Below are 21,811 nucleotides of genomic sequence, written 5' to 3'. Positions count from 1 at the left end.
AATTACATTTACTTAATCCATTAAACGAAACGTATTTTGCTGATAGAATCATGTAAGAACATAAAAGTCGGGCTACCGACTTTTTGTTCGATTATAGCATAGAATTATGATAAAATAAGAATGATTATGTTATCGCATTACTACACACAGAAAGAGATTTCAAATGAAAACTTACTACAAAGCCATTAACTGGAATGCCATCGAAGATGTCATTGACAAATCAACCTGGGAAAAGCTGACTGAGCAGTTCTGGCTTGATACGCGTATCCCTTTGTCAAATGACCTAGACGACTGGAGAAAGCTTTCTAACAAGGAAAAAGACCTTGTTGGTAAAGTTTTTGGAGGTTTGACCCTTCTTGATACCATGCAATCAGAAACTGGTGTTCAAGCCCTTCGTGCTGATATTCGTACGCCTCACGAGGAAGCTGTTTTTAACAATATCCAATTTATGGAATCTGTCCATGCCAAATCTTACTCTTCTATCTTTTCTACCTTGAATACCAAGTCTGAAATTGAAGAAATTTTCGAATGGACCAACACTAATCCATATCTTCAGAAAAAAGCTGAGATTATCAATGAAATATACCTAAACGGAACTCCTCTTGAAAAGAAAGTAGCTAGTGTTTTCCTTGAAACCTTCCTTTTCTACTCTGGTTTCTTTACACCACTCTACTATCTTGGAAACAACAAGTTGGCCAACGTAGCAGAAATTATCAAGTTGATCATTCGTGATGAGTCAGTTCATGGAACCTACATCGGCTACAAATTCCAACTTGGTTTCAATGAATTGCCAGAAGATGAGCAAGAAAAACTCAAAGAATGGATGTACGACCTTCTCTATACTCTTTATGAGAATGAAGAAGGCTACACAGAGAGCCTCTATGACGAAGTCGGATGGACTGAAGAGGTTAAAACCTTCCTTCGCTACAATGCAAATAAGGCTCTTATGAACTTGGGGCAAGATCCTCTCTTCCCTGACTCAGCGGACGATGTCAACCCGATCGTTATGAACGGGATTTCAACCGGTACATCAAACCACGACTTCTTCTCTCAAGTTGGTAATGGTTATCTACTTGGCGAAGTTGAAGCTATGCAGGATGATGACTATAACTATGGACTAAATTAATACCTAACCTAAAAAACATCTAAGTTTATTTACAAACTAGATGTTTTTTTTTGTTTATTTTTGTTTTCTTTAAGTTGCTTAGCTGTTTAAAATATGATAAAATAATATTAGATTTGGGGGTGGTTCAATGCTGAAGCAAGAAAAATTAGATACTATTTTAGAAATTGTTAATACAAAAGGAACTATCACTGTTAAAGAGATTATGAATCGCCTTGATATTTCCGATATGACAGCTAGACGATATTTACAAGAGTTAGCGGATAAGGATTTGCTGGTTCGAGTTCATGGAGGAGCTGAAAAACTTCGAACAGGTTCCTTATTAAATAATGAGCGTTCTAACGTTGAAAAACAAGGGCTACAAACAGCAGAAAAACAAGAAATTGCTCGCTTTGCAGGTCACTTAGTTGAAGAAAGAGAAACTATTTTCATTGGTCCAGGTACCACATTAGAATTCTTTGCGCGTGAACTTCCTATCGATAACATTCGTGTTGTTACCAATAGTTTGCCTGTATTTCTCATTCTAAACGAGCGTAAGCTAACTGATCTCATTCTAATCGGTGGTAATTATCGTTCAATTACTGGAGCATTTGTAGGTACTTTAACCCTTCAAGATATCGCTAGTTTGCAATTTTCAAAAGCCTTCGTTAGTTGTAATGGTATCAAGGATCATGCTATCGCTACCTTTAGTGAAGACGAAGGTGAAGCACAGAAATTAGCACTAGAAAACGCCAATAAAAAATATCTCCTAGCTGACCATAGCAAATTTGATAAATTTGATTTCTTCACATTTTACAATATCTCAGATATCGACACCATTATCACTGATTCAAAATTAAGTGACCAAACACTCCAATCACTGTCTAAACAAACTAAAATTATCAAGTCAAAACCTTAAACTCTACAACTAGTCATAGAATTTAGTAGCTACTACTAATTCCATGGCTAGTTTTTTTGCAATCAATAATTTCCTTGGTGAAAGAAATAAAGATATAGATTACATACAAGTTTTATAATGAAAACACCGCACAATCCATTAAGAAATTATCTCTAAAATCTATCAAAATTATAACGATAATAGCTAATTGATATAAACATAAAAAGCATCGAAAATTCGATGCTTTGCTATTAAACTCCTATATGAATTTCTGGGAATTTATCTGAAATTATATCCCAAAGTTCTTCCAGTTGTTCTTGAACTGTTTTAGTTCTTTTCAAGGTCATGTCTTGTTTCTTCTTAGCATTCTTACGAATATAGCAGAACTGATAGACTTTATTTGTGATTAGGGAACGGTTAATTCTCGTTTCAACTAGATAAAGTTGCTCAACATCTCTTAGGTCTAAAGCTTGCGTTCCTTTATAGTAGGTGATGAGGTGGTTTTTATAGAGAATTACTTTTAGATTTTCATCATAAAATTCTGCTAAACCAGCCATATTTTCAACGTTTCCTTGCAATTCTGGATAGGCTTGATAAAGCTCTTCAAAAGCTGCGATAGATTTTTTACGAAGAAGAAAGGCACTCACTAATGTGACTAGGCCAATTCCTCCAAAAATTGCAGCACTTATGATATGCCACCAGCCATCTTTTGAGTGTTCAGTCAAACTAAGATAGACACTTGAGTTCATGTTCAATGCAACACTTGAATCAGGTTCAAGTATAGAGTCAAGAAAGCCAGACAAATCTACAATTCTATTATTTCGAGATTTGTTGTTAACATTTTTACTTAGAGGTTGTAACTGTGTACCTACTAGAGTAGCTGGATTATCTATAAGTGTTTCAGTTGCAGCTTGATCCATAAGTTTTTGAATCTCTTTATCATTTTCTTTAGCCTCTACAACTGCAAATTTACCATCACCATCATTGCTATATTGCACAAGATATAAAACACTTCCACCTTCAACTTCTCCAACCACTTCTGGATAGATATCATAGACAGTCATAGTAACTTCTTTACCTGACCGTGTGTCGTCTGAAAATGGATCCATTGGATGTTGATGATGATTCCACATGAAGACAGTTCCTGCAGAAAAAGCAAAGAAAACTAGTGAAAGAATAAGCCCTGAAATAAAGCCTTTATTTCTTTTTTCTTTAAACATCATAATCTCCTTTAGTTTTATGATTAAATTATAGAAAAAATTCCTATAAATTTCAATAATAATCTTTAATACAAATGCTATTAAATAAGGAAAGAAAGCGCTTATCAAAAATAATATATGATATTTCAAAAAAAGAACTTGAGATAATCTCAAACTCTCCTATTATTTCAAATTCTATTTTCTTGCCATCTGTTCATCTTGCTTAAGTTGCTTAACCAATTGATCAACGCTATCAAATTTTACCATATCACGGATACGGTCCAACCAGGAAACGATGACAGTTTCGCCATAGATATCGTCAGAAAAATCAAAGATATGAACTTCAAAGCGCTCTTCTTCACCATCAAAGGTCACATTTTTGCCTAGACTAGCCATTCCACGATAGACTTTTCTCTGAATTTCAACATCAACAGCATAGACACCATCAGCCGGCATATAAGTCCGATCCAAATTGACTAGATTGGCTGTAGGAAAGCCAATAGTTCGACCACGAGCATTGCCATGAACCACTACACCTCTAGTTGGTAGTGGCGCACCGAGAAGTTTTCTAGCTTCTTTCACATCACCCTCTAAGATGGCTTGACGAATGCGCGTTGAACTAATTTTCCCCTTTTCGTCCTCAACTGGTGGAACAATAACTACTTCTCCATGGAAAAGTTCTTTTAAATCTTCAGCTGTTTTTCTATCTGAACCAAGAGTGTAGTCAAAACCGACTACAATCGTATCTGCCTTTGCTTCCTTGACGTAGGTATCAATGAATTCTTGGGCAGTCATATTTGCTACTCGACTAGTGAAATCCATCAAATACAAGCTCTCAACTCCAGCTCTCTTCAATCGACGCTCACGTTCACTAGCATTCAAAATATGCAATAAGTGTTCAGGTGAATATTGATTCAGAGTTAGTTTTGGTGATTCATTAAAAGTTACTAGAGCTACTCCCTGGCGCTTTTCAGCAGCAATGTTAGAAGCTATTTCAAATAATTTTTGATGTCCAAGATGAACTCCATCAAAATAACCAAGTACAAGGACGTTTGGTCCTGGTGTTGCAATATCTTTTTCTGTTTTAATAGGTACTGTAATAATCATAGTATTTATTATACCAAAAAAATGGCGCTTTCAAAACAATTTAGACTGAATTCAGCATATAAAACTTAGATCAAACTTTCTCTGACTTCATTTCGCAACATTTCTAGACTTTCGATCCCGTACTTATCCATGACTTTTGGTAGATTTTCGATAATATCTGGACAAGCATATGGATTGGTAAAGTTTGCTGTACCGACTCCGATAGCTGATGCACCAGCCAGATACATTTCTAAGGCAGTTTCAGCAGAATCCACTCCTCCCATACCAATGATTGGAAGCTTAGTTGTTTGAGCTACTTGACGGATTAGTTTAAGAGCTACAGGAAAGACTGCAGGTCCAGACATGCCACCTGTCCCATTTGCAATAATCGGCTTTCTAGTTTTGAGATCAAAACGCATCCCTACAAGGGTATTGATCATGGTGAGTCCACTAGCTCCAGCATCTTCTGCAGCCTTAGCAATGGTTACAATGTCAGTAACACTTGGAGTCAATTTGACGTAAACGGGCACTTCTGATGCTTCTACGGCAGCCTTCACCACATCATAGGCCAACTCAGGATCTTGTCCAATTAAAAGTCCATGATTCCCATGATCAACGTTAGGACAAGAGATATTGAGCTCAATAGCTTTCACGTTAGTTACCTTAGAAATTCCATGAGATACGCCCGCGTATTCTTGTTTTGAAAAGCCAGCAACATTTGCGATTATAGGGAGATTTGGATATTCTCTTTGAAGCCAAGGTAATTTTTCAGAGAGAACGACTTCTAAACCAGGATTTTGTAAACCAATGGCGTTTAACATACCTGCTGGTGTTTCTGCCACTCGTGGAGTTGGATTTCCAAACCTGGGTTCAAGTGTAGTAGCCTTAATCATGATAGAGCCCAAGAGATCCAAATCATAGTATTTGGCATATTCTTGACCGAATCCAAAACAGCCTGAAGCAGGAATGATGGGATTCTTTAATTCTAAACCTGGTAGAGAAACTTGTAATCGATTTGTAGTCATGACACTCTCCTTATAAAACAACTGTTCCTGTTTTAAATACAGGGCCATCTTCACACACACGTTGACTAACTGTTTCACTATCTGGTACTTTCAATACGCAAGCGTAGCAAGCTCCCATGCCACAGGCCATACGGGATTCAAGAGATAGATAAGCTCTTGGATGGTCGTAAAATGTTTGATTGATGTATTTCATCATACCAGGTGCTCCGCATGAGTAAATTGCATCGAATTCAGTGTCACATTCGTTAATCACTACAGAAATATTTCCTTTAATACCATAAGACCCATCATCAGTCGTTACAAAGACTTTGCTGTATTTGGATAATTCATCTTCCAAAATAACTGCATCTTTAGTAGCAAATCCTAGAACTGTTGTAACATCTACACCACGTTCATCTAATTGTTTAGCTACTTCAAGTAAAGGAGGCACACCAATTCCTCCACCGACTAGGAGAACATGACTCTGCTTATCTAAATCAGATAAGTCAAAGCCATTTCCTTGAGGTCCCATAACATCTAAGCTATCACCTGTTTTTAAGGTTGAAAAAATTGCCGTACCAGAACCTTCGATACGATAAATAAGATGGCATTGTTTTTTAGCCTTATCTATAGACGAGATTGAAATCGGACGACGCAAGAGATGGGCATCATCGGGCACACGTAAATGAAGAAATTGTCCAGCTTTCATAGCTTCAACCATTTCTCCTTCGAGAACTAGTTCAAAGATCGCTGGTGCGATTTCCTCTTGCTCAATCACTTTCATGTTTTCTAAACGAATAGCACCCATGCGTTTTTTACAATTTGGATTCATAACTTTTCCTCCTTAAATTTTAAGGGGATCAGATAAAGAAAAACCTTGCATTGCAAGGTTTCAGTTAAGATATTCACACAAAAGTAGCAAATAAGCACTTGCTTACTTGTTTCAATCGTAGTTTCTTTTCTCTGACACCTTGTAAGTCTCTCTGGACTTCCCTTAAAGGTTAAATTTTCACTAGTATACTGTATCAAACGTGAAAAGTCAAGTAAAAATAGGTAAGGTATCAGTTCATAAAAGTTGCTTACTTTTGTGAAGAAAGAATCTGCTCTAATTTTTGATAATCTTTAACACTATCGATTTCATAGATAGAGTTTTCTTCCAACTCTTCTACGTAAACATCTAGTTCTTTGATATTATCTTTAACCATATTGTCCCAATAGAGGTCAACAAACTCGCCACTTGCATAGGCTTCATCGATAAAACCAACAATCTTTTCAGCTGTTGGAGCATCCCAGAATGATACACCACTCAAGATGCGTCCATTTTTGCTATCGACAATAATATCTTGAACTTTGTAGTCATCACCGTAAACTAGGAACCATTCGTTGGTACAATCTTCACGATAAACACTGAAATAAGTCGAACGAGTCAAATCATTGCGGAACATATTCTTGAAAAGATAATTATCCGCATCAATAACATAGCTGTTAGCCAACTCTTCTTTCACCAAGTAAAGTGAGTAAAAGTTATTGTAATCAGCATACTTATCGTTGAATACCAACCGAACTCCGTACTTTTCTTTAAGATAGTCGAATTGTTCTTTTAAATAACCTACAACGATGATAATGTCATCAATTCCGCGTTCTTTTAAAAATTCAATTTGATATTCAACCAATGGCTTTTGATTGACTTTAACCAATGCTTTGGGAGTGTTTTCTGTCATGGGTCTCAAACGAGTTCCCAATCCGGCTGCTAAGATAATCGCTTTCACGCGTTTTCTCCTTTATTCTTTAATAATAATATAAACACCAGCCATTACGATAAGTGAAGTAATGATGGTCAGTAAATTAAGGGGCGAGCCCAAGAAAATTGCTGCAAACAAAACAGTCCATACTACATAACTCACATTTAGACCTGTTGCTTTTGCTGGCTGCAATCGATTAATAGCAATATAGTAGGCTAGATAAGAAATCATATTACATGCTGCAAAGACAATCAGAAGTCCCAACAATTGTCCATTTGCCACTTCTGCAAATGAATGATGCGAGAAGAGAACAATAACAAGATAGGACAGGAAGGAAGTTACTTGTCGAATCAAGAGGGCTTCGAGTTCACTGAGATCACTTTCCATAGCAAATGAGCTTAGAACACTTTCGCTTCCCCAAGCAAGAGCACAAATCAAGGCACACAGAATTCCGATATAGAAGGAATTAACTTGTTCAACCTTGTAAGTCTGAGCAATAATCCCTGCAATGATTAATAAAATTCCAAATACTGTATTCTTAGAAACCTTGTGCTTTAAAATAAAGAAGGCCAGAAGGACAGAAACTGCAGGATAAATTGCTGAAACCGAAGAAGCTAAAGAGCTACCAATATACTTAACCGCATAGAGATTGGCCTGCATACCAATCGGCCCAGCTAATAATGCTCCAATAATGACACTAACATTTCGAATGTTCAAGAAGATTGAAAAACGTACTTTTCCTTCTTTAACTAAAAGATATCCTAGCAAGATAAAAATACTAAGAAAGTCGTGTGCTGCTGCTACTACAAAAGGTGACAGCTCTGTAAAGATTGAAAAAATATAAGCACTAATAGTTAATCCTAATCCCCAGAATACACCTGATAGTAGACCAAAGGAAACTCCATTTTTATTTTTCATCTGAACCTCCATAATATGTCAAATCTTTAACAGCTCTATTATAACGAGAAATTCCATAATCTCCAAAATCTGCACCATTTTCTTCTTTGTAAATAGTCCAAAGGCTCCAAATAATGTCTTGTAAAATCTTATAAATACGAATTTTTTCCCTAGAAACTGGTGTCTGTTCACTCTCGTAATAAGCTAGAAATTCTTCCTCTTCTTCCGGTGTAAATTCAGACTCTAGAAAGAGAGCTGCCAAGTCCCACATAGGGTCATTCATGGAAGAATATTCCCAATCGATGAGGTAGAGATGTCCATCTGGCGCTTCAATAAAGTTTTCTGGAACCAAATCAATATGACAAGATTTCTTCTCAATTCCAATTTCTTCAAGTTGGTCTTTTAGAGAAATTACCGATTTTCTGACAGCTTCATAGTTTGGATAGGAAATCTCTCCTTGAATCAAGGATTCATATTTTTTGATTTCCTCAAATGGAGCAAACTCTCCTTTTAATTCTTTACCAGACGCATGAATCGTTTGTAGAATTGGCGCAATCTTTTCAAATTTGGTTTTAATGATAGTTGAATCAAGCGTTTCAGCATTTTCAATGTACTGATTAACCTTAATTCCTGCTTCAATATCGAAAAGATAATTTTCTACATCTAATTTTAAATCTTTCAACAATTCAAGATTGTACTTTTCATTCTGGCGGTCGATTAATTTATCCGTACCTTTACCGAAAAACTTAACGATGTACTGGTTTGAGGATGTTTTAACCAAATAGTTTTGATTAGTCATTCCACCCAACTGTTCAACGCTCTGAATTTCTTCATCACCAGCTAATAAAGAAACAATCTTTTCTTTAACGATTTCCTTCACAATAATCCTCCATTAGACTTTCCACTTAAATACTGTCTTGAAGGCAGTATTAAGGTCTGTTGCAAAAACACGATGAATGTCCTTGATTTCTCTCACTGGTTCTTCCAGATAAATGATATTTTTCAGACGATTTGCAAATTTTTTAACTTCCATCATCTGTATTGCATTTTCAAAGTCAACTCTTCCAGAACGAGAAGAGCCAACTAATAGTAGACCTTTTTCCAAGGAATCACGAGTATTGATATTAACCTTATACTCGCTAACGCCCATCATGAGAATGGTTCCCTGTGGTTTGATGTAACGAATCAAGTCATTAATAGCAGGCCCGCATCCATCACCACCACAGCATTCGAAACCGTGGTCAAAACTAAGATCTTCTGGGATGCTATCCGTAATATAGAGCTCTTTAGCAAAAGAGAAGAGTTCCAATTTCTCCCAGTGGCGCCCAATGACGATAATCTCTGCTTCAGGCAAGGTATAGTTGATAATATTAGCCATGACAAAAGCTAGACTACCATCCCCAATCACTGCAATACGCTGACGTCTACTGTGAGAAACTGTCAAGAAACGATTCATGGCGTGCATGCCAACACTGACAAATTCAGTAATGGCAGCTACTGTATCTTCGATGTCCTCATAAGATACCACACGATCCTTAGGTAGAGAAACGAATTCTCGCATAAACCCATCATAACCACTCGATAGGAAATAAGTTCCAGTCATGTAGTTTTCATAAAATTCCTCGTCACTCTGCATAGGTGGTTGATTTGGAATCATGACAACCTTCTGACCCACTTGATAAGTACCAGTTGGATCAGAAATGACCTTTCCACAAGACTCGTGGATCATAGCCATTGGAAGTTTCTTTGATAAGATTTTTGGATCGCGTTTACCTTGGTAGTAGCGTTGATCCGCATGACAAACTGCCATATAGTTTGGTCGAATAAGGATTTGATTCTCTTGATCAATCTCTTCTTCTTGATATTTGATATTGATAAACTTTGGCTTTGTCAGTTGATAAATTTGATTAATCATGTCTTTAGTCTTTCTCAATCATGCTTTTAGCAATCTTCAAGTCTGTAACTGTTGTAATTTTAAGGTTAGAGTATTCACCCTTAGCCAAGGCTACATCTTTTCCCTTAATGACAAAGATTTTACATGCATCTGTCAAAATTTCTTTTTCTTCTGCTGATAAAGAACCATAGAGATCTATAAAGTCCTTGCAACGGAAGGTTTGTGGAGTTTGTCCTTGATAGAGATGGGCACGGTTTGGAATATCTGTGATGAATTGTCCGTTTGTACTCTCTACAATGGTATCGACTGCTTCAACCACGGTATCGACAGCATCATGATTTTTAGCCAGTTCAATGTTGTCTTGAATCATTCGAAGTGTGATAAAAGGACGAACAGAGTCATGAGTGACCACGATATCATCTTCTGCGATTGGACGGTAAGCATCAATGGCTTCGATGATCTTTTCAATACTAGAATTTCGATCTGCACCACCTTTGGTGATAATGATACGATCTTTATGGAGTGGAAGGAATTTTTCAACTAAATCTTCTGCGTGTGTCACCCAGTCCCCGTGAACTCCAACTACAATTCGCTCAATACTTGGTTCCAAAACAAATTTCTCAATAGTGTGAATTAAGATTGGGCGATCTCCCAACTCAAGAAATTGTTTAGGCAAATTACTGATCCCCATGCGTGTGCCAGTGCCACCCGCTAAAATTCCAGCGTAGATCATTTTTATACTCCTTTAGTTCATTCTAAAAAAAACTTATTGTTAACTATTATATCACAATCTGGCTCTATCTTGAAAGAAATACAAAGACTTTATGCCTAGAAAACGCTCTTTTTAAACCTTAATCTGAACATTATTTCTTCCTAGTGAACTTTCTTTTATAAAATACAAATGATTTTCTCATTTCTCCTATCAAGATCTAATCAATTCTATTAATATAGAGTTCTTCAGAATAGTATAGAAACCTTAAAGAAACCTTAAAGTTTAAAGTTGGTTCTAAGATAATACTTAGATTTAAATTAGACTTTTCTAGTTAAAATTGTTAAAATAGTAGGGAAAATAATAGAAAAGGAAGCTATATACCACCATGATGAATATGCAAAACATGATGCGTCAAGCTCAAAAACTTCAAAAACAAATGGAGCAAAGTCAAGCTGAACTTGCTGCTACAGAATTTGTTGGAACTTCTGCCCAAAACCTTGTAACTGCTACACTAACAGGAGACAAGAAAATTGTTAGGATTGACTTCAATCCAGCAGTTGTTGACCCAGAAGATATTGAAACTCTATCAGATATGACAGTTCAAGCAGTCAATGCTGCTCTTGAGCAAATTGATGAAGCAACTAAAAAGAAACTAGGGGCTTTTGCTGGTAAATTACCATTCTAATAGTATAAAAAGAGGCTGATGTTCAATTCAGCCTCTTTTGTCTTACCTAGAAAGTAAATATTTCTGTTGCTTTCTTGAGAAGCAAGTCCGTATATTCAGGATCTTCCTGAGCGGTCTCAAGCTCTTCTTTAATTTTTTCCAAATCATCTGTTATCATACCATCAACTCCCAAACGTAGGGACTTATCAAAGGATTCCGAACCATTGATTGTCCATACATAGAGTTTTTGTTTTGTATTCCAAAGCTTGGTTACAAAATATTCATCTAAGGTAGAATATTCCATGGTATAACCTGTAGCATTTGTTCTTGGAAAAACGGAATTATAGGGCAGTATGAAATAGACTGGAATCTCTTTATCATACTGGGTAACTTTTTCAATAACATGATAATCCAAAGATTGCATCTGATGCCCATAGATTTTAATTTTTGCTCCATATTGATCTAGAAAATGATCCATCATCTGAGCACTATCTTTTCGACTTGTTTTTATTTCGATCAGCAATTTCTGATGAAGGTCATTGGCACGATTTATATAATCATCAAAGCTAGATATTTTAGTCTGATAACCATTTTCATAAATATCTAATTGCTTCAACTCATCTAAAGTTAAGTCTTGTGGTGTTACATTTAATCCCGCTAAACTTTTTAGGTTCGCATCATGCATCATGACAAACTGACCATCCTTGGTTTCCTGCACATCCATCTCAACTAAATCTGGTTTTAACTGAGCTGTTTTTTCTAAGGATTCAACTGTATTTTGGACACCATTCCCATTAGAAACTCCTCTGTGAGAGATGACAAGTGGAGGATTGACTACGGGTGCTTCGAGATAAATATAGCCTTCAATCGCAAAGAAGATACTTGCGCACCCCATTACACCCCATCTCATAATATGGTCCTTTTTCCGTCTTGGCATAATATCCAACTCCTCACCAGTTAAAAAGGAGGTAAACTTAACCAAGAAGTAGGTTAAAGACATATAGTGGATATTTTTAATCAAAATATAGTTTGAAATAGCTAGAATCAATGATTCTCGGTGTGTGAGACCATCTGCTAAAGACTGGATCATCAATAGAGGAATTAAAGGTAAATAAAAGAAAAGATTTGTTTTGACAACAATGAGAAAGAGATGCCAAGCGTAAAACCAAAAATGATTTCTGGTTTTTTCTAAACTGTAAACCACTGCTTCCTTAACCGTCATCTTTTCAAAAAAGATTTTTGGTAGAACAAAAACCAACTTAACAGAAACGCATAGGAAGAGGATTGACAAGATGATAATACCAATCCACCACATCCAGTATTTGTCTTCCATGTAGGTCTGAATAAACTCAGGTATCACTATTTTATTAAAATAATAAATTTTAAAAATCTTCCTGATAAACGGAAAAATCATAGCAATATAAACGAAGATAAACAAGGCCTTGGAAACAGTCAGACGTTTCATGAAGGCTATACTTTCACGAAATACCTTGCGACTATACTCAATCAAGGTTCGTTTCTCGTGATAAAGAAGGTGTCGAGCCCCAATAAAGAGGAGACTAATTTGAAAATAGGCTACTAAAAGGTTAATGGCTATTAAGATTAAAAACCCAAGGCTGACTAAAGGCGCATGTTTTAAAATTTCAAAAACATTGTTATAGGAAATAAATAAATAGCCCGTCTGGCTTAGTAAAAAACCTGCTATCAATGAGTTCAGTGGCAACCAAATATAGTCTACCAGCATGAAGATTAGAAAAAATAGAAAGAGGATTTTATCAAGATTGAGGTAAATCTTTTTAAAACCCAATTTTTTAGGTTTTTCAGGTTTCATAAAACCTCCTAATCAAAAAACTGTGACAAATCTAGTCCACCAAAAGGATTAGAGTTCAGGCTACTCTTGGAGTCCAGTAAAATTCTGCTTTCATCAGATTCTAGAAAAGCTTCATAAACACGCGCAGTCATTCGTGCATCCTCTAAACTATTATGAGACTGCCCCTTGAATCCTAAAAATTCAGCAACAGTCTGTAATTTTAGATTTGCAATGCCGTGAAGATCCGAACTCCGTCGCTCAAAAGCTTCATCATAGAGATCGACTAGATATTGACGACTATAATCCAATCCATACTCTAGTAAGATTGGTAAATCACTCTTGGCTGCATTATAACCAACAAGGGGTAATTCACCAACAAAGTCTTGAAAATTCTTAAGAACTTCCTCCACCATCGGTGCATCTTTCAAGGTTTCAGACGTGATACCCGTTAAGCCGTTTATAAAACTTTTCAATGGTACATCGGTATGAACATATGAGTCAAATGCTCCTACTTCTTCACCATCTTTAAAACGGACTGCAGATACCTGAATCAAGTGAGTTTTATCTTGGTGTTTATTAAATTCCAAATCAAATGAAATATAATCTCTTAATTTTTCCATCTTATCCATTCCTTATTGTATTTGAAAAAGAAACTACTTGGTTATATCTAGAAACCAAGCAGTTTTTTCTTATCCTCCAAATAAGCGAGCAAAGAAGCCTTTCTTCGTTGCTTGTACTTCTTGCTTAGCCTGATCCAACTCCAACTGAAGGGTTTCTTGGTCCTTCATGGCTTGTAGGGTTAACTGTTGTTGTTGATCCAATTGCTTATCTTTTTCTGCGATTTGACGGTCTTTGACACGCATCTGTTCATCTTTTTCAGCTAACTGTTTGTCTTTAGCCTTTAATTGCTCATAAAGACGGATGATTTCAGCGTTCTTTTCATCAACAAGAATCTCCATTAATTCACGTTGCTTCACATCATCACTAACAGGTTCATCTTCAAAAATAGTTTTTTTGTAGATTTCTTCAAGCTTAATCAAGCCACTGCGAGTTACCACAGTGACTCCTTTATCATTTTTAGTCGTATCTTCTTCAGGTAATTCCTTGACACGGTTATTGATTGCTTGGCGGGACAAGCCCAAAACCTCAGCAATCTCACTTACAGTCATCTCAATACTCATAATATCCTCTGAAAGTTTTCTAGCTTTTCTTTATTTAAATATTATCATAAGCAAGCAAAACTGTCAAATATCACCGTGTTTTCAACCCTTTTTCAAAACAATTTCTCTTCTAAACTAAATTGTCTTTCAGCTTTTTTAAACTAAACATCAGTTTGCAATTTTACCACCGGTCCTAATCAATTGAAAACCTTTCTTGGTTTATAAAGAGTATCCCGTTTCTCTAAAATGGCTAATAACTTATCACCTTCAAAACCAGCCAATTCCTTCTCAGTTTGCTCCAATTCAATAAAGCGACCAAAACGCACTTCTTCAGCCTGCTCTGGGGTCAAATAAACCTTAACTAAGTCACCTGTACCAATCTCTAAGGGATGAAGAAAGTCTAACTCACCAGCTTGAACCTTTTCCTCAATTTCATTCAAGGTCAAAGCATCATCTAACTGTAAGCCCGCAGCGCTTGTTCGTGTTAAATAAGACATATGAGCTGCATAGCCAAGTTTTTCTCCCAAGTCAACTGACAAGGTCCGGATATAAGTCCCTTTGCTACATTTTACACGGAAGGTAAATCGAGCCAGATTATTTTCATAGAAAATGGAACTTGTTCGTTCAAAACTATAAATCGTCACCTGACGTTCTGGACGATCCACTTCCTGACCAGCACGCGCATATTCATAAAGTTTGCGCCCATTGACCTTGACAGCGGAGTACATAGGAGGAACTTGTATGATAGGTCCTGTAAGGCCAGAAATCGCTTGATCAACAAGCTTTTCATCTAAAGGAGACAATACTGGTGTCTCAGCAACCACCTCACCACTAGCATCCTCGGTTGTTGTAGAATATCCCAGAGTAATTTCACCCTCGTAAATCTTACCTTCGTCCTGCATAAACTCAACCATGCGGGTTGCCTTACCGACGGCAATCGGCAAAACACCGACAACATCAGGGTCTAAAGTCCCTCCATGACCAATCTTCTTAGTTCCTAAAATCCTACGCAGCTTGAAAACTGCATCATGCGAGGTCATCCCCGCCTCTTTTTTTAAGTTGATAATACCGTTCATTGATTAACTTTCTAAAAATACTAAAACTCTTTTTTGGAAATCCTTATTCTGTTCATAGAGTGCATGTCCACACCCTGGTAAAATAATCAGTTGGCTACCTCTGATATGATGATGCAATCCAAACGAACCATCTACGCCAAGAACATCATCTTTTTCTGTTCCAATGATTAACGTAGGGCAGTTGATTTTTTCCAAAAAATCTAGACTATCATGTTTCAAACAAGATACAGACTGAATATCAATACGTTGTTTATCTTTAATATGACCAAAAATTCCCATTATTCGATAAAGGTATTTAAATTTTCCAAAGGATTTAGTCGTGTAAGAATGACGAGCGATATCAATCATCAGATCTTTATAAGTTCCTGTTTGACTCAGGTTCAGCCAACAACTAATTCTATCCCTACCTAGATTACTTAGTTTTGCAGTTGTAACAGCCAAAACTAACTTTTCAACCTTTTCTGGAAAGTTTACAGCTAGCCATTGGGCAATCATTCCACCTTGCGAAATCCCCATAACATAGGCACTGGTAATATTCAATACCTCCATTGCTTCTGCTACATCTGCTGCCATATCTCGCGTCGTATAGCCCTGTCTCAGCTCATTGATTCGAGAAAAAACATAAATTTTGTAACGTTTGGCAAGTATACGGTATGTGATTGAAAAAGACATATCCATACCTTTAACCGTCTGAATCCCATCCCCCAACCCTGGTATGATAACGAGAGACTTCTTTCCTTTACCAAAGGTCACATAGTCCATGCTCTTATCGTTAAAATATAAGGTTTTCCCTTTTGTTGAAGACATTACTTCGTTCCCTCTACTATTTTTTCACGATTTATCTATGCTGAGTTTTTAAATGCAAGGCAAAGCCGGCAGTCACTTTTTCAAATCCAACTGCCTGATAAAACTGATGTGCAGCATTTCGTTCAGCGGTTAATCCACTATTTAGAGCCAGTGCCTTAACTCCTTCTTTTACAGCTTGTTTTTTCAATTCATCGATTAGCCTACTAGCAATTCCTTGTCGTCTTGTTTCTTTTGCAACTGACAAAGCTAAAATACGATAGTAAGATCCATCTTCTTCAAAAAAGAAGAGCTTTGCATAACCTAAGAAACCTAAAATTTCTCCGTTTCTTTCAGCTAAAAGACAGCCATAATGTGATTGAGAAAGAATCATTTCTAAACGTCGAGACAGATTAGAAGCGGTCGTTGGATAGCCCAAGTCTTCGTATAAAGACAGTAGGGCTTCAGCATCTTTCATGGTTGCTTTTCGTATCTGCATAGGATCCTCCTAGTCTTCCTTCAAGGCATCAAATTTCGCTTTCATAGTTGGATTTTTTCTTGTCAATTTTTTAACGGAAACATCATCCAATTTGTTGTTAGCAAGGCGCAGTTGGTTTTCTGATGTGGTCAGGAATTTCTTGACTTCTTCCATCCGTTTAATGGCCTTGTCAATTTCATCGATGGCCTTGCCGAAGTTGACCGAAGCTGAATTGTAGTTCTTAGCAAAGGCTACCTTGAAAGCATCCAAGTCTTCCTCGAAATGCGTAATGTCAATATTTTGTTCACGAACAAGTGCTAATTCCTGCTTGTATTTAAGAGAATTAAGGGCAGCATTTCGCAAAAGTCCAATCAATTGAATAAAGAATTGAGGACGAATGACATACATCTTTTCATACTCGTGGCTGACATCGACAATCCCTGTATTGAAGTAGTCGTTATCAGCCTCAAGCATACTTACCAAAACAGCATACTCACAGTTCTTCTCACGACGATCCTTGTCCAATTCCTTATAAAAATCCGCATTCTTATGTTTCTTCTCTGTCCCATCAGCTTCATTTTTCATCTCAAACATGATGGAAATGAATTCTAGTCCATTTTCATCAAAATCACGGAAGATAAAATCGCCCTTAGAACCACGTGCTGAAACCTTGTTGTCTTTTTCAAAGTAGGCATTTGGAAAGGCAAAGCTTCGAACCTTGTTGAATTCACTCTCCGCATAGTGTTCCAGACTTTCACCAATAGCCTTTGTAGATTGTTGGGCTTTGAAATTCTTATAGAACTCAACCTGCTCATTAGCCGCCTTAAGCTGGGCTTCGTAGTTTTTCTTAACTGAAGTCAGAGAAAGTTCGTTTTCTTTTTCTTGTAAAAGGAGCTGATTTTTTACCTGATCTCTTTCTTTCTCTAAGTCAGATAATGTTTTTTGAAGTTGGTTCTCATGCTCTAAGCGCAAGGTAGCCAATTGATTTTCGAGAGCTTGAACTTCTTTTTCTTTCTCTAGCAAGCTTTGGCTAGCACTTTGCTCCACTTCTTTCTTAGCCAATTCTTTTTCTGTATCAAAGTTGTTAATTTGACTTTGAAGCTGGGCAATTTCTTGATCTTTTTGAGCCAGTTTTGCCTGTTGTTCATTTAAGGATTTTTGTTCCACCAATGTCAACTCTTGTTTGATTCGTTCATGCAATTCTTTATCAAACTCTGCTGTTCGTACCTGCGACAAGAGTTCTGCATACTGGCTTTCATTGACCGTAAAGACTTCCCCACAGTTGGGACATTTAATCTCGTTCATATTATTCCTCTGTATCCATCTTTTCTACATTCATTATAGCATGGATAAACAAAAAGAAAAAGTTGGAATCTATCCAACTTTTAATCTACATATGTGTCTTCATTTTTGTTTAGGAAGGCGTAAGGTAATCCAATCAAAAGCCCACCACCGATAAGGTTACCGATGAAGGTTACACCCCAGTGACGAAGGATATTACCAATACCAAAGTTAGCGATTGTATCTGCAGCAACACTGAATTTTACGATAGCGAAGGAAGCAAAGTTAGCTGCGATGTGTTCGTTTGTCAAGAATACAAACATATAAATTGCTGAAAGAACCAACCAAAGTTTAGCACCACCATCTTTGACTAAAACAAATGAAAGAATTGCGATATTTACAAAGACATTAGCCAAGATAGCTTCAAGCAAGACTAGTTCATTTGAACGGCCCAACTTCATTTCCACAACTCCAGAAATAAAACTATCATGTGTTAGGTTTGCATAAGCTGCTGAATGGGCGAAGCCCCAACCTGCTATAAGAGCACCGATCAAATTAAAGAGTGTACAATATAGAAGGATTTCAGCTGTTTTTCTCCAGCTAATCTTTTTCAAAAAGCTACCAGCTGTCAAGAACATCATGTTAGATGTTACTAACTCAGCATTTAAGAAGACAATGTAAGCCAATCCCCAAGCGAAAACAAATGGGAAGAGGAAACGTCCACTACCTGGAGCAATCTTATTAATCAAGTCAGCTCCAACTGCACCAGCTGCTGTACTAAATGTTAAGAATGCACCAGCAAACATTGAACGGATAGCGTACTTGATTTTACTTTGACTGTAAAGACTTTCCTTTTTCTTACAAGCAAACTCAATTTTTGAGATAAATTCTGAAGAAACCATATAAACTCCTAAAACTTTTATTTGTGAATATTATAACATAAAATCGAAATTATGGGAAGGCTTTCTTAATTCTATTTACAATATTTTTATCACTTTTAGCAATCGTTTCCATTTGCTTTGTATCAGCATATTTAATATTTTCAACTCTTTATTTTCAAATTCTCTACTTTATATATTCACTATATGTTTTTAATTTGTTCTATATGAATTTACAAAAGAGTCTCTTTGATTTTCAGCTAAAGTCCATGTACTAATAATTTGTTTGAATTTATAGACAGAGAAAATAACGTTTTTATCAAAAGCTTCTTTGAAAAAAAAATCGAGGTCTGGATTTTTTTCACCGACCTCCTCTATTATTGATTTTCATTTTATTTAGTAAGAGCTAAGTGCTAATCAACATAAGTCTCTTCATTTTTATTAAGATAAGCGTATGGTAAACCTATCAGGAATCCTCCACCTATCAAGTTAGCAATGAAGGTAACACTCCAATGACGGAGGATATTTGGAATATCAAAGTTTGCAATCTGATCAGCTACAATACTAAATTTAATAATACTAAAAGACGAAAAATTGGCTGCAATATGCTCGTTAGATAAGAAAACAAACATAGAAATAGCTGACAAGATAATCCAGAGTTTGGCATTGCTATCCTTAACCAAAATTGAAGACAGAATGGCAATATTTACGAACATATTTGCCAAAATCCCTTCCAACAAGACCAACTCACTAGGTCGTGCCAACTTCTTGGCTACAATCTTTGAAAGATAACTGTCGTGTGTCAGGTGTGAAAAAGCCGATGAATTAGCAAAGCACCAACCTGCTAACAGAGCGCCAACTAAGTTGAAAAAGGCACAATAAAGTAAAATGATAAAAGCTTTTTTCCAATCAATCTTCTTCAAAAATGTTCCAGCTGTCAAGTACATCATATTTGATGTCACCAACTCGGCATTCAAGAAAACGATATAGGCAAGTCCCCAAGCAAATACAAAGGGAAATAGGAAATAACCAGCACTTGGAACGATGCTATTGAGTAGATCAGCACCTATGGCACCAGCGGCTGTACTAAAGGTTAAGAAAGCACCGGCAAACATCGAGCGAATGGCATATTTAAACTTACTTTGGTCAAATAAACTTTCTTTCTTATGGCAATAATAATCAATCTTTGAAATAAATTCTGACGAACTCATATAAACCCCTTAAAATATCATTGTTAATATTATAACATAAAACATTTTAAGTGGAAATAAATTTTTGTCCTTTACATTTGATTGTTTTTAGTGTTTGCAAAAGCTTCAATTTCTTCTGCAGTCAACCCTACCAGCTCTGAAACCCACAAGCCGACAATATCTGACAAAACAGAATCGCAGACATATTCATTCTCACCATGACCATATTTACAAGTAAATAGTGGAGTTCTTATCGCTGATTGATAAAAATTGAAGGCTAACTCTTGCAGTTTTTCTGGCTGAAATTCAAGTCCCAACTCTTGTGCAAGTAGAGTTCTCACTTTGTCCCACTTTTCGCCTTTTGACTGGTAATTTTGTCGTGCTTTGTTGATAAATCCCTGACAGAATTTTGCCAACAAATCCTTGTTTTGGTAGAGTAACCGACAAGAAAAGTCTGAGATAGAACCAGCATGAATTAAGAAAGTAAGCAAGTCATCAAGGCTTTCTGCTACCCGACCAACTTGGCCTTCACTTCCTATAAAGCCGATACTCTGATCTTCAAGAATTACATATTCTCCCCCGCTGCCGTCTTTAGCAAAGGCTATGGGCGAAAGAGAATAAACTTCATTGTTCTGAGAAAATTCAACCTCTTTCAACTGGTCATAAAAGAGAATATCGCATTCTTGCATCCATAAAATTCTTAGTTGTTTATCTTGTCTTATTACTTGTAGTTGATTCATATTAGCTACTCTCCTGGCTTTGACAATTGTCACAAGTGACAACAATCCAATTTTAGCAATCGACTCTTAATAATAATAATAGATTTTAATATGGCACTTCTTGGCCACATTGGCAAGATTTTTCACTAACTCCTCGTTTCTTTTGCTTTTCCCAAAATGAAAAGTAAAAGATTTTCCATCTTTCCTTGTAAAATACAGATGATACCTGTCCCCATTCATTCTTCTCCCTCGAACGTAATCAATATCAATCTGTCTAATTTCAGCTAGAGGAACAATCCTTTTTCTAAAAAGAATAATCGTGTGAATGTATAATCTTCCCTTTGCAATATGAAAAGGATCCAACATACTCCCACCACTTTTTAAAGATGTCTTAACTCTTTGGAAAAAAAGATAGAAATAAAATAGTGCTAAAAAAATAAACAAAAATCTAATGACCTGATTTTTCCAAAGGACTTCAAAAACTGAAATACGATAACCATACATATTAAAATAATCCCTTTTTTCTTTATTATACCACTTTTGTTGAGCTTCTAGGTTCATGGATAAAGAAAAAAACTGAACAAAGTTCAGCCATTTTCAATAATATTTCATGTGATATCTTTATCTAGTCAAATCAAGACGTTTACCGATTTTTCCGATAAGAATAGCACCAACAATCAAGGAAGCGAATTCTCCGATAGCAGTTGTAAACCAAGTTAAGAAGAAAGGTGCTTCAGCTACGATGTTCAATTCAGCAGCAATGGTGATCATTGAAATCGAAAATAGAATTGAAAAGAAGAAATGATCTTTTCGAATCAATCCATTAAAAAGATAGTCTTTGCTGTATTTGCTGAACAACCATACTCCCAGGCTAAGGAATACCAGTGTAGAACCGCCTCCAACAGCGACATCAATAATTCCAAAACTGAAGAAATTAGCAATCATACATCCAATAGTAACACCGATAATGTACTTAGGATTGTAGAAAGCCAAGAAATTCATCATTTCAGAAATACGGAACTGATAAGCACCGTAACTGATAGCATTAAGGGGTGGTGTGATTGTCAAAACCACATAAATGGCTGCGACAATGGCAATATCCGCCAAATCACGGACAGTAAGTTTTTTCATCTATTATTCTCCTTTAGCGATTAACCCGCGTAAAATATGCTTGGTGAAAGAAGCTAAGCACCAAGGGTTGAGCAAGTCAACCTTTCAATTATAGCACATTTATGTCC

Annotated in this window: 24 protein-coding genes and 1 riboswitch; of the genes, 3 read left to right on the top strand and 21 right to left on the bottom strand. The window is 36.4% G+C overall.

What is annotated here, in order from left to right:
• Positions 1–163: 163 nt before the first annotated feature.
• Together nrdF and AB2B50_RS03080 are read left to right on the top strand one after the other, a co-directional pair.
• Positions 164–1,126: a class 1b ribonucleoside-diphosphate reductase subunit beta gene (gene nrdF / locus AB2B50_RS03085; protein ID WP_049526102.1), complete on the top strand. Its 963-nt coding sequence runs from the start codon at positions 164–166 to the stop codon at positions 1,124–1,126.
• 127 nt (positions 1,127–1,253) lie between these two features.
• Entirely contained in the window at positions 1,254–2,021 is a 768-nt protein-coding gene (locus AB2B50_RS03080; protein ID WP_000917594.1) for a DeoR/GlpR family DNA-binding transcription regulator, read from the top strand.
• A gap of 230 nt (positions 2,022–2,251) precedes the next feature.
• Here AB2B50_RS03080 and AB2B50_RS03075 read toward each other — a convergent pair whose 3' ends face one another.
• The 9 genes from AB2B50_RS03075 to AB2B50_RS03035 form a co-directional block, all read right to left on the bottom strand.
• Positions 2,252–3,220, bottom strand: coding sequence for a hypothetical protein (locus tag AB2B50_RS03075; protein ID WP_320692397.1), 969 nt, complete (start codon positions 3,218–3,220; stop codon positions 2,252–2,254).
• 174 nt (positions 3,221–3,394) lie between these two features.
• Complete coding sequence (locus AB2B50_RS03070) at positions 3,395–4,306, bottom strand: bifunctional riboflavin kinase/FAD synthetase (RefSeq protein ID WP_320692396.1); 912 nt, start codon at positions 4,304–4,306, stop codon at positions 3,395–3,397.
• Positions 4,307–4,371: 65 nt separating this feature from the next.
• Positions 4,372–5,358, bottom strand: coding sequence for a dihydroorotate dehydrogenase (locus tag AB2B50_RS03065; protein WP_320692513.1), 987 nt, complete (start codon positions 5,356–5,358; stop codon positions 4,372–4,374).
• Complete coding sequence (locus AB2B50_RS03060; RefSeq protein ID WP_320692395.1) at positions 5,321–6,121, bottom strand: dihydroorotate dehydrogenase electron transfer subunit; 801 nt, start codon at positions 6,119–6,121, stop codon at positions 5,321–5,323. Before AB2B50_RS03060 ends, AB2B50_RS03065 begins: the two co-directional genes overlap by 38 nt.
• Before the next feature lie 247 nt (positions 6,122–6,368).
• Positions 6,369–7,058, bottom strand: coding sequence for a CTP--phosphocholine cytidylyltransferase (locus AB2B50_RS03055; protein WP_049549506.1), 690 nt, complete (start codon positions 7,056–7,058; stop codon positions 6,369–6,371).
• Between the two features lie 12 nt (positions 7,059–7,070).
• Positions 7,071–7,949, bottom strand: a complete 879-nt coding sequence (locus tag AB2B50_RS03050) for a DMT family transporter (protein WP_060955664.1) — start codon at positions 7,947–7,949, stop codon at positions 7,071–7,073.
• On the bottom strand, positions 7,939–8,808 hold the full coding sequence (locus AB2B50_RS03045; RefSeq protein ID WP_320692394.1) for a phosphotransferase family protein: 870 nt from the start codon (positions 8,806–8,808) through the stop codon (positions 7,939–7,941). The genes AB2B50_RS03050 and AB2B50_RS03045 overlap by 11 nt, the downstream gene beginning before the upstream one ends.
• Positions 8,809–8,820: 12 nt before the next feature.
• Positions 8,821–9,843, bottom strand: coding sequence for a ribitol-5-phosphate dehydrogenase (locus tag AB2B50_RS03040; protein ID WP_320692393.1), 1,023 nt, complete (start codon positions 9,841–9,843; stop codon positions 8,821–8,823).
• Between the two features lie 4 nt (positions 9,844–9,847).
• Complete coding sequence (locus AB2B50_RS03035) at positions 9,848–10,555, bottom strand: IspD/TarI family cytidylyltransferase (RefSeq protein WP_049504984.1); 708 nt, start codon at positions 10,553–10,555, stop codon at positions 9,848–9,850.
• A 364-nt stretch (positions 10,556–10,919) separates the two neighbouring features.
• On the opposite strand from AB2B50_RS03035, the gene AB2B50_RS03030 reads away from it, so the two are divergent.
• Complete coding sequence (locus AB2B50_RS03030; protein ID WP_049504982.1) at positions 10,920–11,219, top strand: YbaB/EbfC family nucleoid-associated protein; 300 nt, start codon at positions 10,920–10,922, stop codon at positions 11,217–11,219.
• 46 nt (positions 11,220–11,265) lie between these two features.
• Here AB2B50_RS03030 and AB2B50_RS03025 read toward each other — a convergent pair whose 3' ends face one another.
• From AB2B50_RS03025 to AB2B50_RS02970, 12 genes are all read right to left on the bottom strand, one after another.
• The gene (locus AB2B50_RS03025) at positions 11,266–13,029 is read right to left on the bottom strand and encodes a glycerophosphoryl diester phosphodiesterase membrane domain-containing protein (protein WP_049504980.1); all 1,764 of its coding nucleotides are present in this window, start codon (positions 13,027–13,029) and stop codon (positions 11,266–11,268) included.
• An 8-nt stretch (positions 13,030–13,037) separates the two neighbouring features.
• Positions 13,038–13,628, bottom strand: a complete 591-nt coding sequence (locus tag AB2B50_RS03020; protein ID WP_049504978.1) for a 3'-5' exonuclease — start codon at positions 13,626–13,628, stop codon at positions 13,038–13,040.
• Positions 13,629–13,697: 69 nt separating this feature from the next.
• Positions 13,698–14,189: a DUF536 domain-containing protein gene (locus AB2B50_RS03015; RefSeq protein WP_049504976.1), complete on the bottom strand. Its 492-nt coding sequence runs from the start codon at positions 14,187–14,189 to the stop codon at positions 13,698–13,700.
• A 176-nt stretch (positions 14,190–14,365) separates the two neighbouring features.
• Positions 14,366–15,244, bottom strand: a complete 879-nt coding sequence (gene truB / locus AB2B50_RS03010; RefSeq protein WP_049504974.1) for a tRNA pseudouridine(55) synthase TruB — start codon at positions 15,242–15,244, stop codon at positions 14,366–14,368.
• Between the two features lie 3 nt (positions 15,245–15,247).
• Complete coding sequence (locus AB2B50_RS03005; protein WP_049504972.1) at positions 15,248–16,051, bottom strand: alpha/beta fold hydrolase; 804 nt, start codon at positions 16,049–16,051, stop codon at positions 15,248–15,250.
• Between the two features lie 31 nt (positions 16,052–16,082).
• Complete coding sequence (locus tag AB2B50_RS03000; RefSeq protein WP_049504971.1) at positions 16,083–16,526, bottom strand: GNAT family N-acetyltransferase; 444 nt, start codon at positions 16,524–16,526, stop codon at positions 16,083–16,085.
• 9 nt (positions 16,527–16,535) lie between these two features.
• A complete protein-coding gene (locus AB2B50_RS02995; protein WP_320692392.1) occupies positions 16,536–17,810 on the bottom strand; it encodes a DUF2130 domain-containing protein in 1,275 nt (424 codons plus the stop codon).
• A gap of 80 nt (positions 17,811–17,890) precedes the next feature.
• The gene (locus AB2B50_RS02990) at positions 17,891–18,688 is read right to left on the bottom strand and encodes a formate/nitrite transporter family protein (RefSeq protein ID WP_320692391.1); all 798 of its coding nucleotides are present in this window, start codon (positions 18,686–18,688) and stop codon (positions 17,891–17,893) included.
• 389 nt (positions 18,689–19,077) lie between these two features.
• Positions 19,078–19,875, bottom strand: coding sequence for a formate/nitrite transporter family protein (locus AB2B50_RS02985; protein ID WP_049504965.1), 798 nt, complete (start codon positions 19,873–19,875; stop codon positions 19,078–19,080).
• A gap of 71 nt (positions 19,876–19,946) precedes the next feature.
• A complete protein-coding gene (locus AB2B50_RS02980) occupies positions 19,947–20,594 on the bottom strand; it encodes a hypothetical protein (RefSeq protein WP_049504963.1) in 648 nt (215 codons plus the stop codon).
• Positions 20,595–20,660: 66 nt separating this feature from the next.
• Positions 20,661–21,134 (bottom strand): hypothetical protein, encoded by a 474-nt coding sequence (locus tag AB2B50_RS02975; protein ID WP_320692390.1) that lies wholly within the window; start codon positions 21,132–21,134, stop codon positions 20,661–20,663.
• Positions 21,135–21,194: 60 nt separating this feature from the next.
• Positions 21,195–21,704 carry a QueT transporter family protein gene (locus AB2B50_RS02970; RefSeq protein ID WP_320692389.1) on the bottom strand — a complete coding sequence of 170 codons (510 nt, stop codon included), beginning with the start codon at positions 21,702–21,704 and terminating at the stop codon, positions 21,195–21,197.
• Positions 21,705–21,802: riboswitch (PreQ1 riboswitch) on the bottom strand.
• Positions 21,803–21,811 lie beyond the last annotated feature (9 nt).

The sequence above is a fragment of the Streptococcus fermentans genome, from assembly GCF_040888305.1.
Classification (GTDB): Bacteria; Bacillota; Bacilli; order Lactobacillales; family Streptococcaceae; genus Streptococcus; species Streptococcus fermentans.
This window is presented reverse-complemented; position numbering and strand designations above follow the sequence as displayed.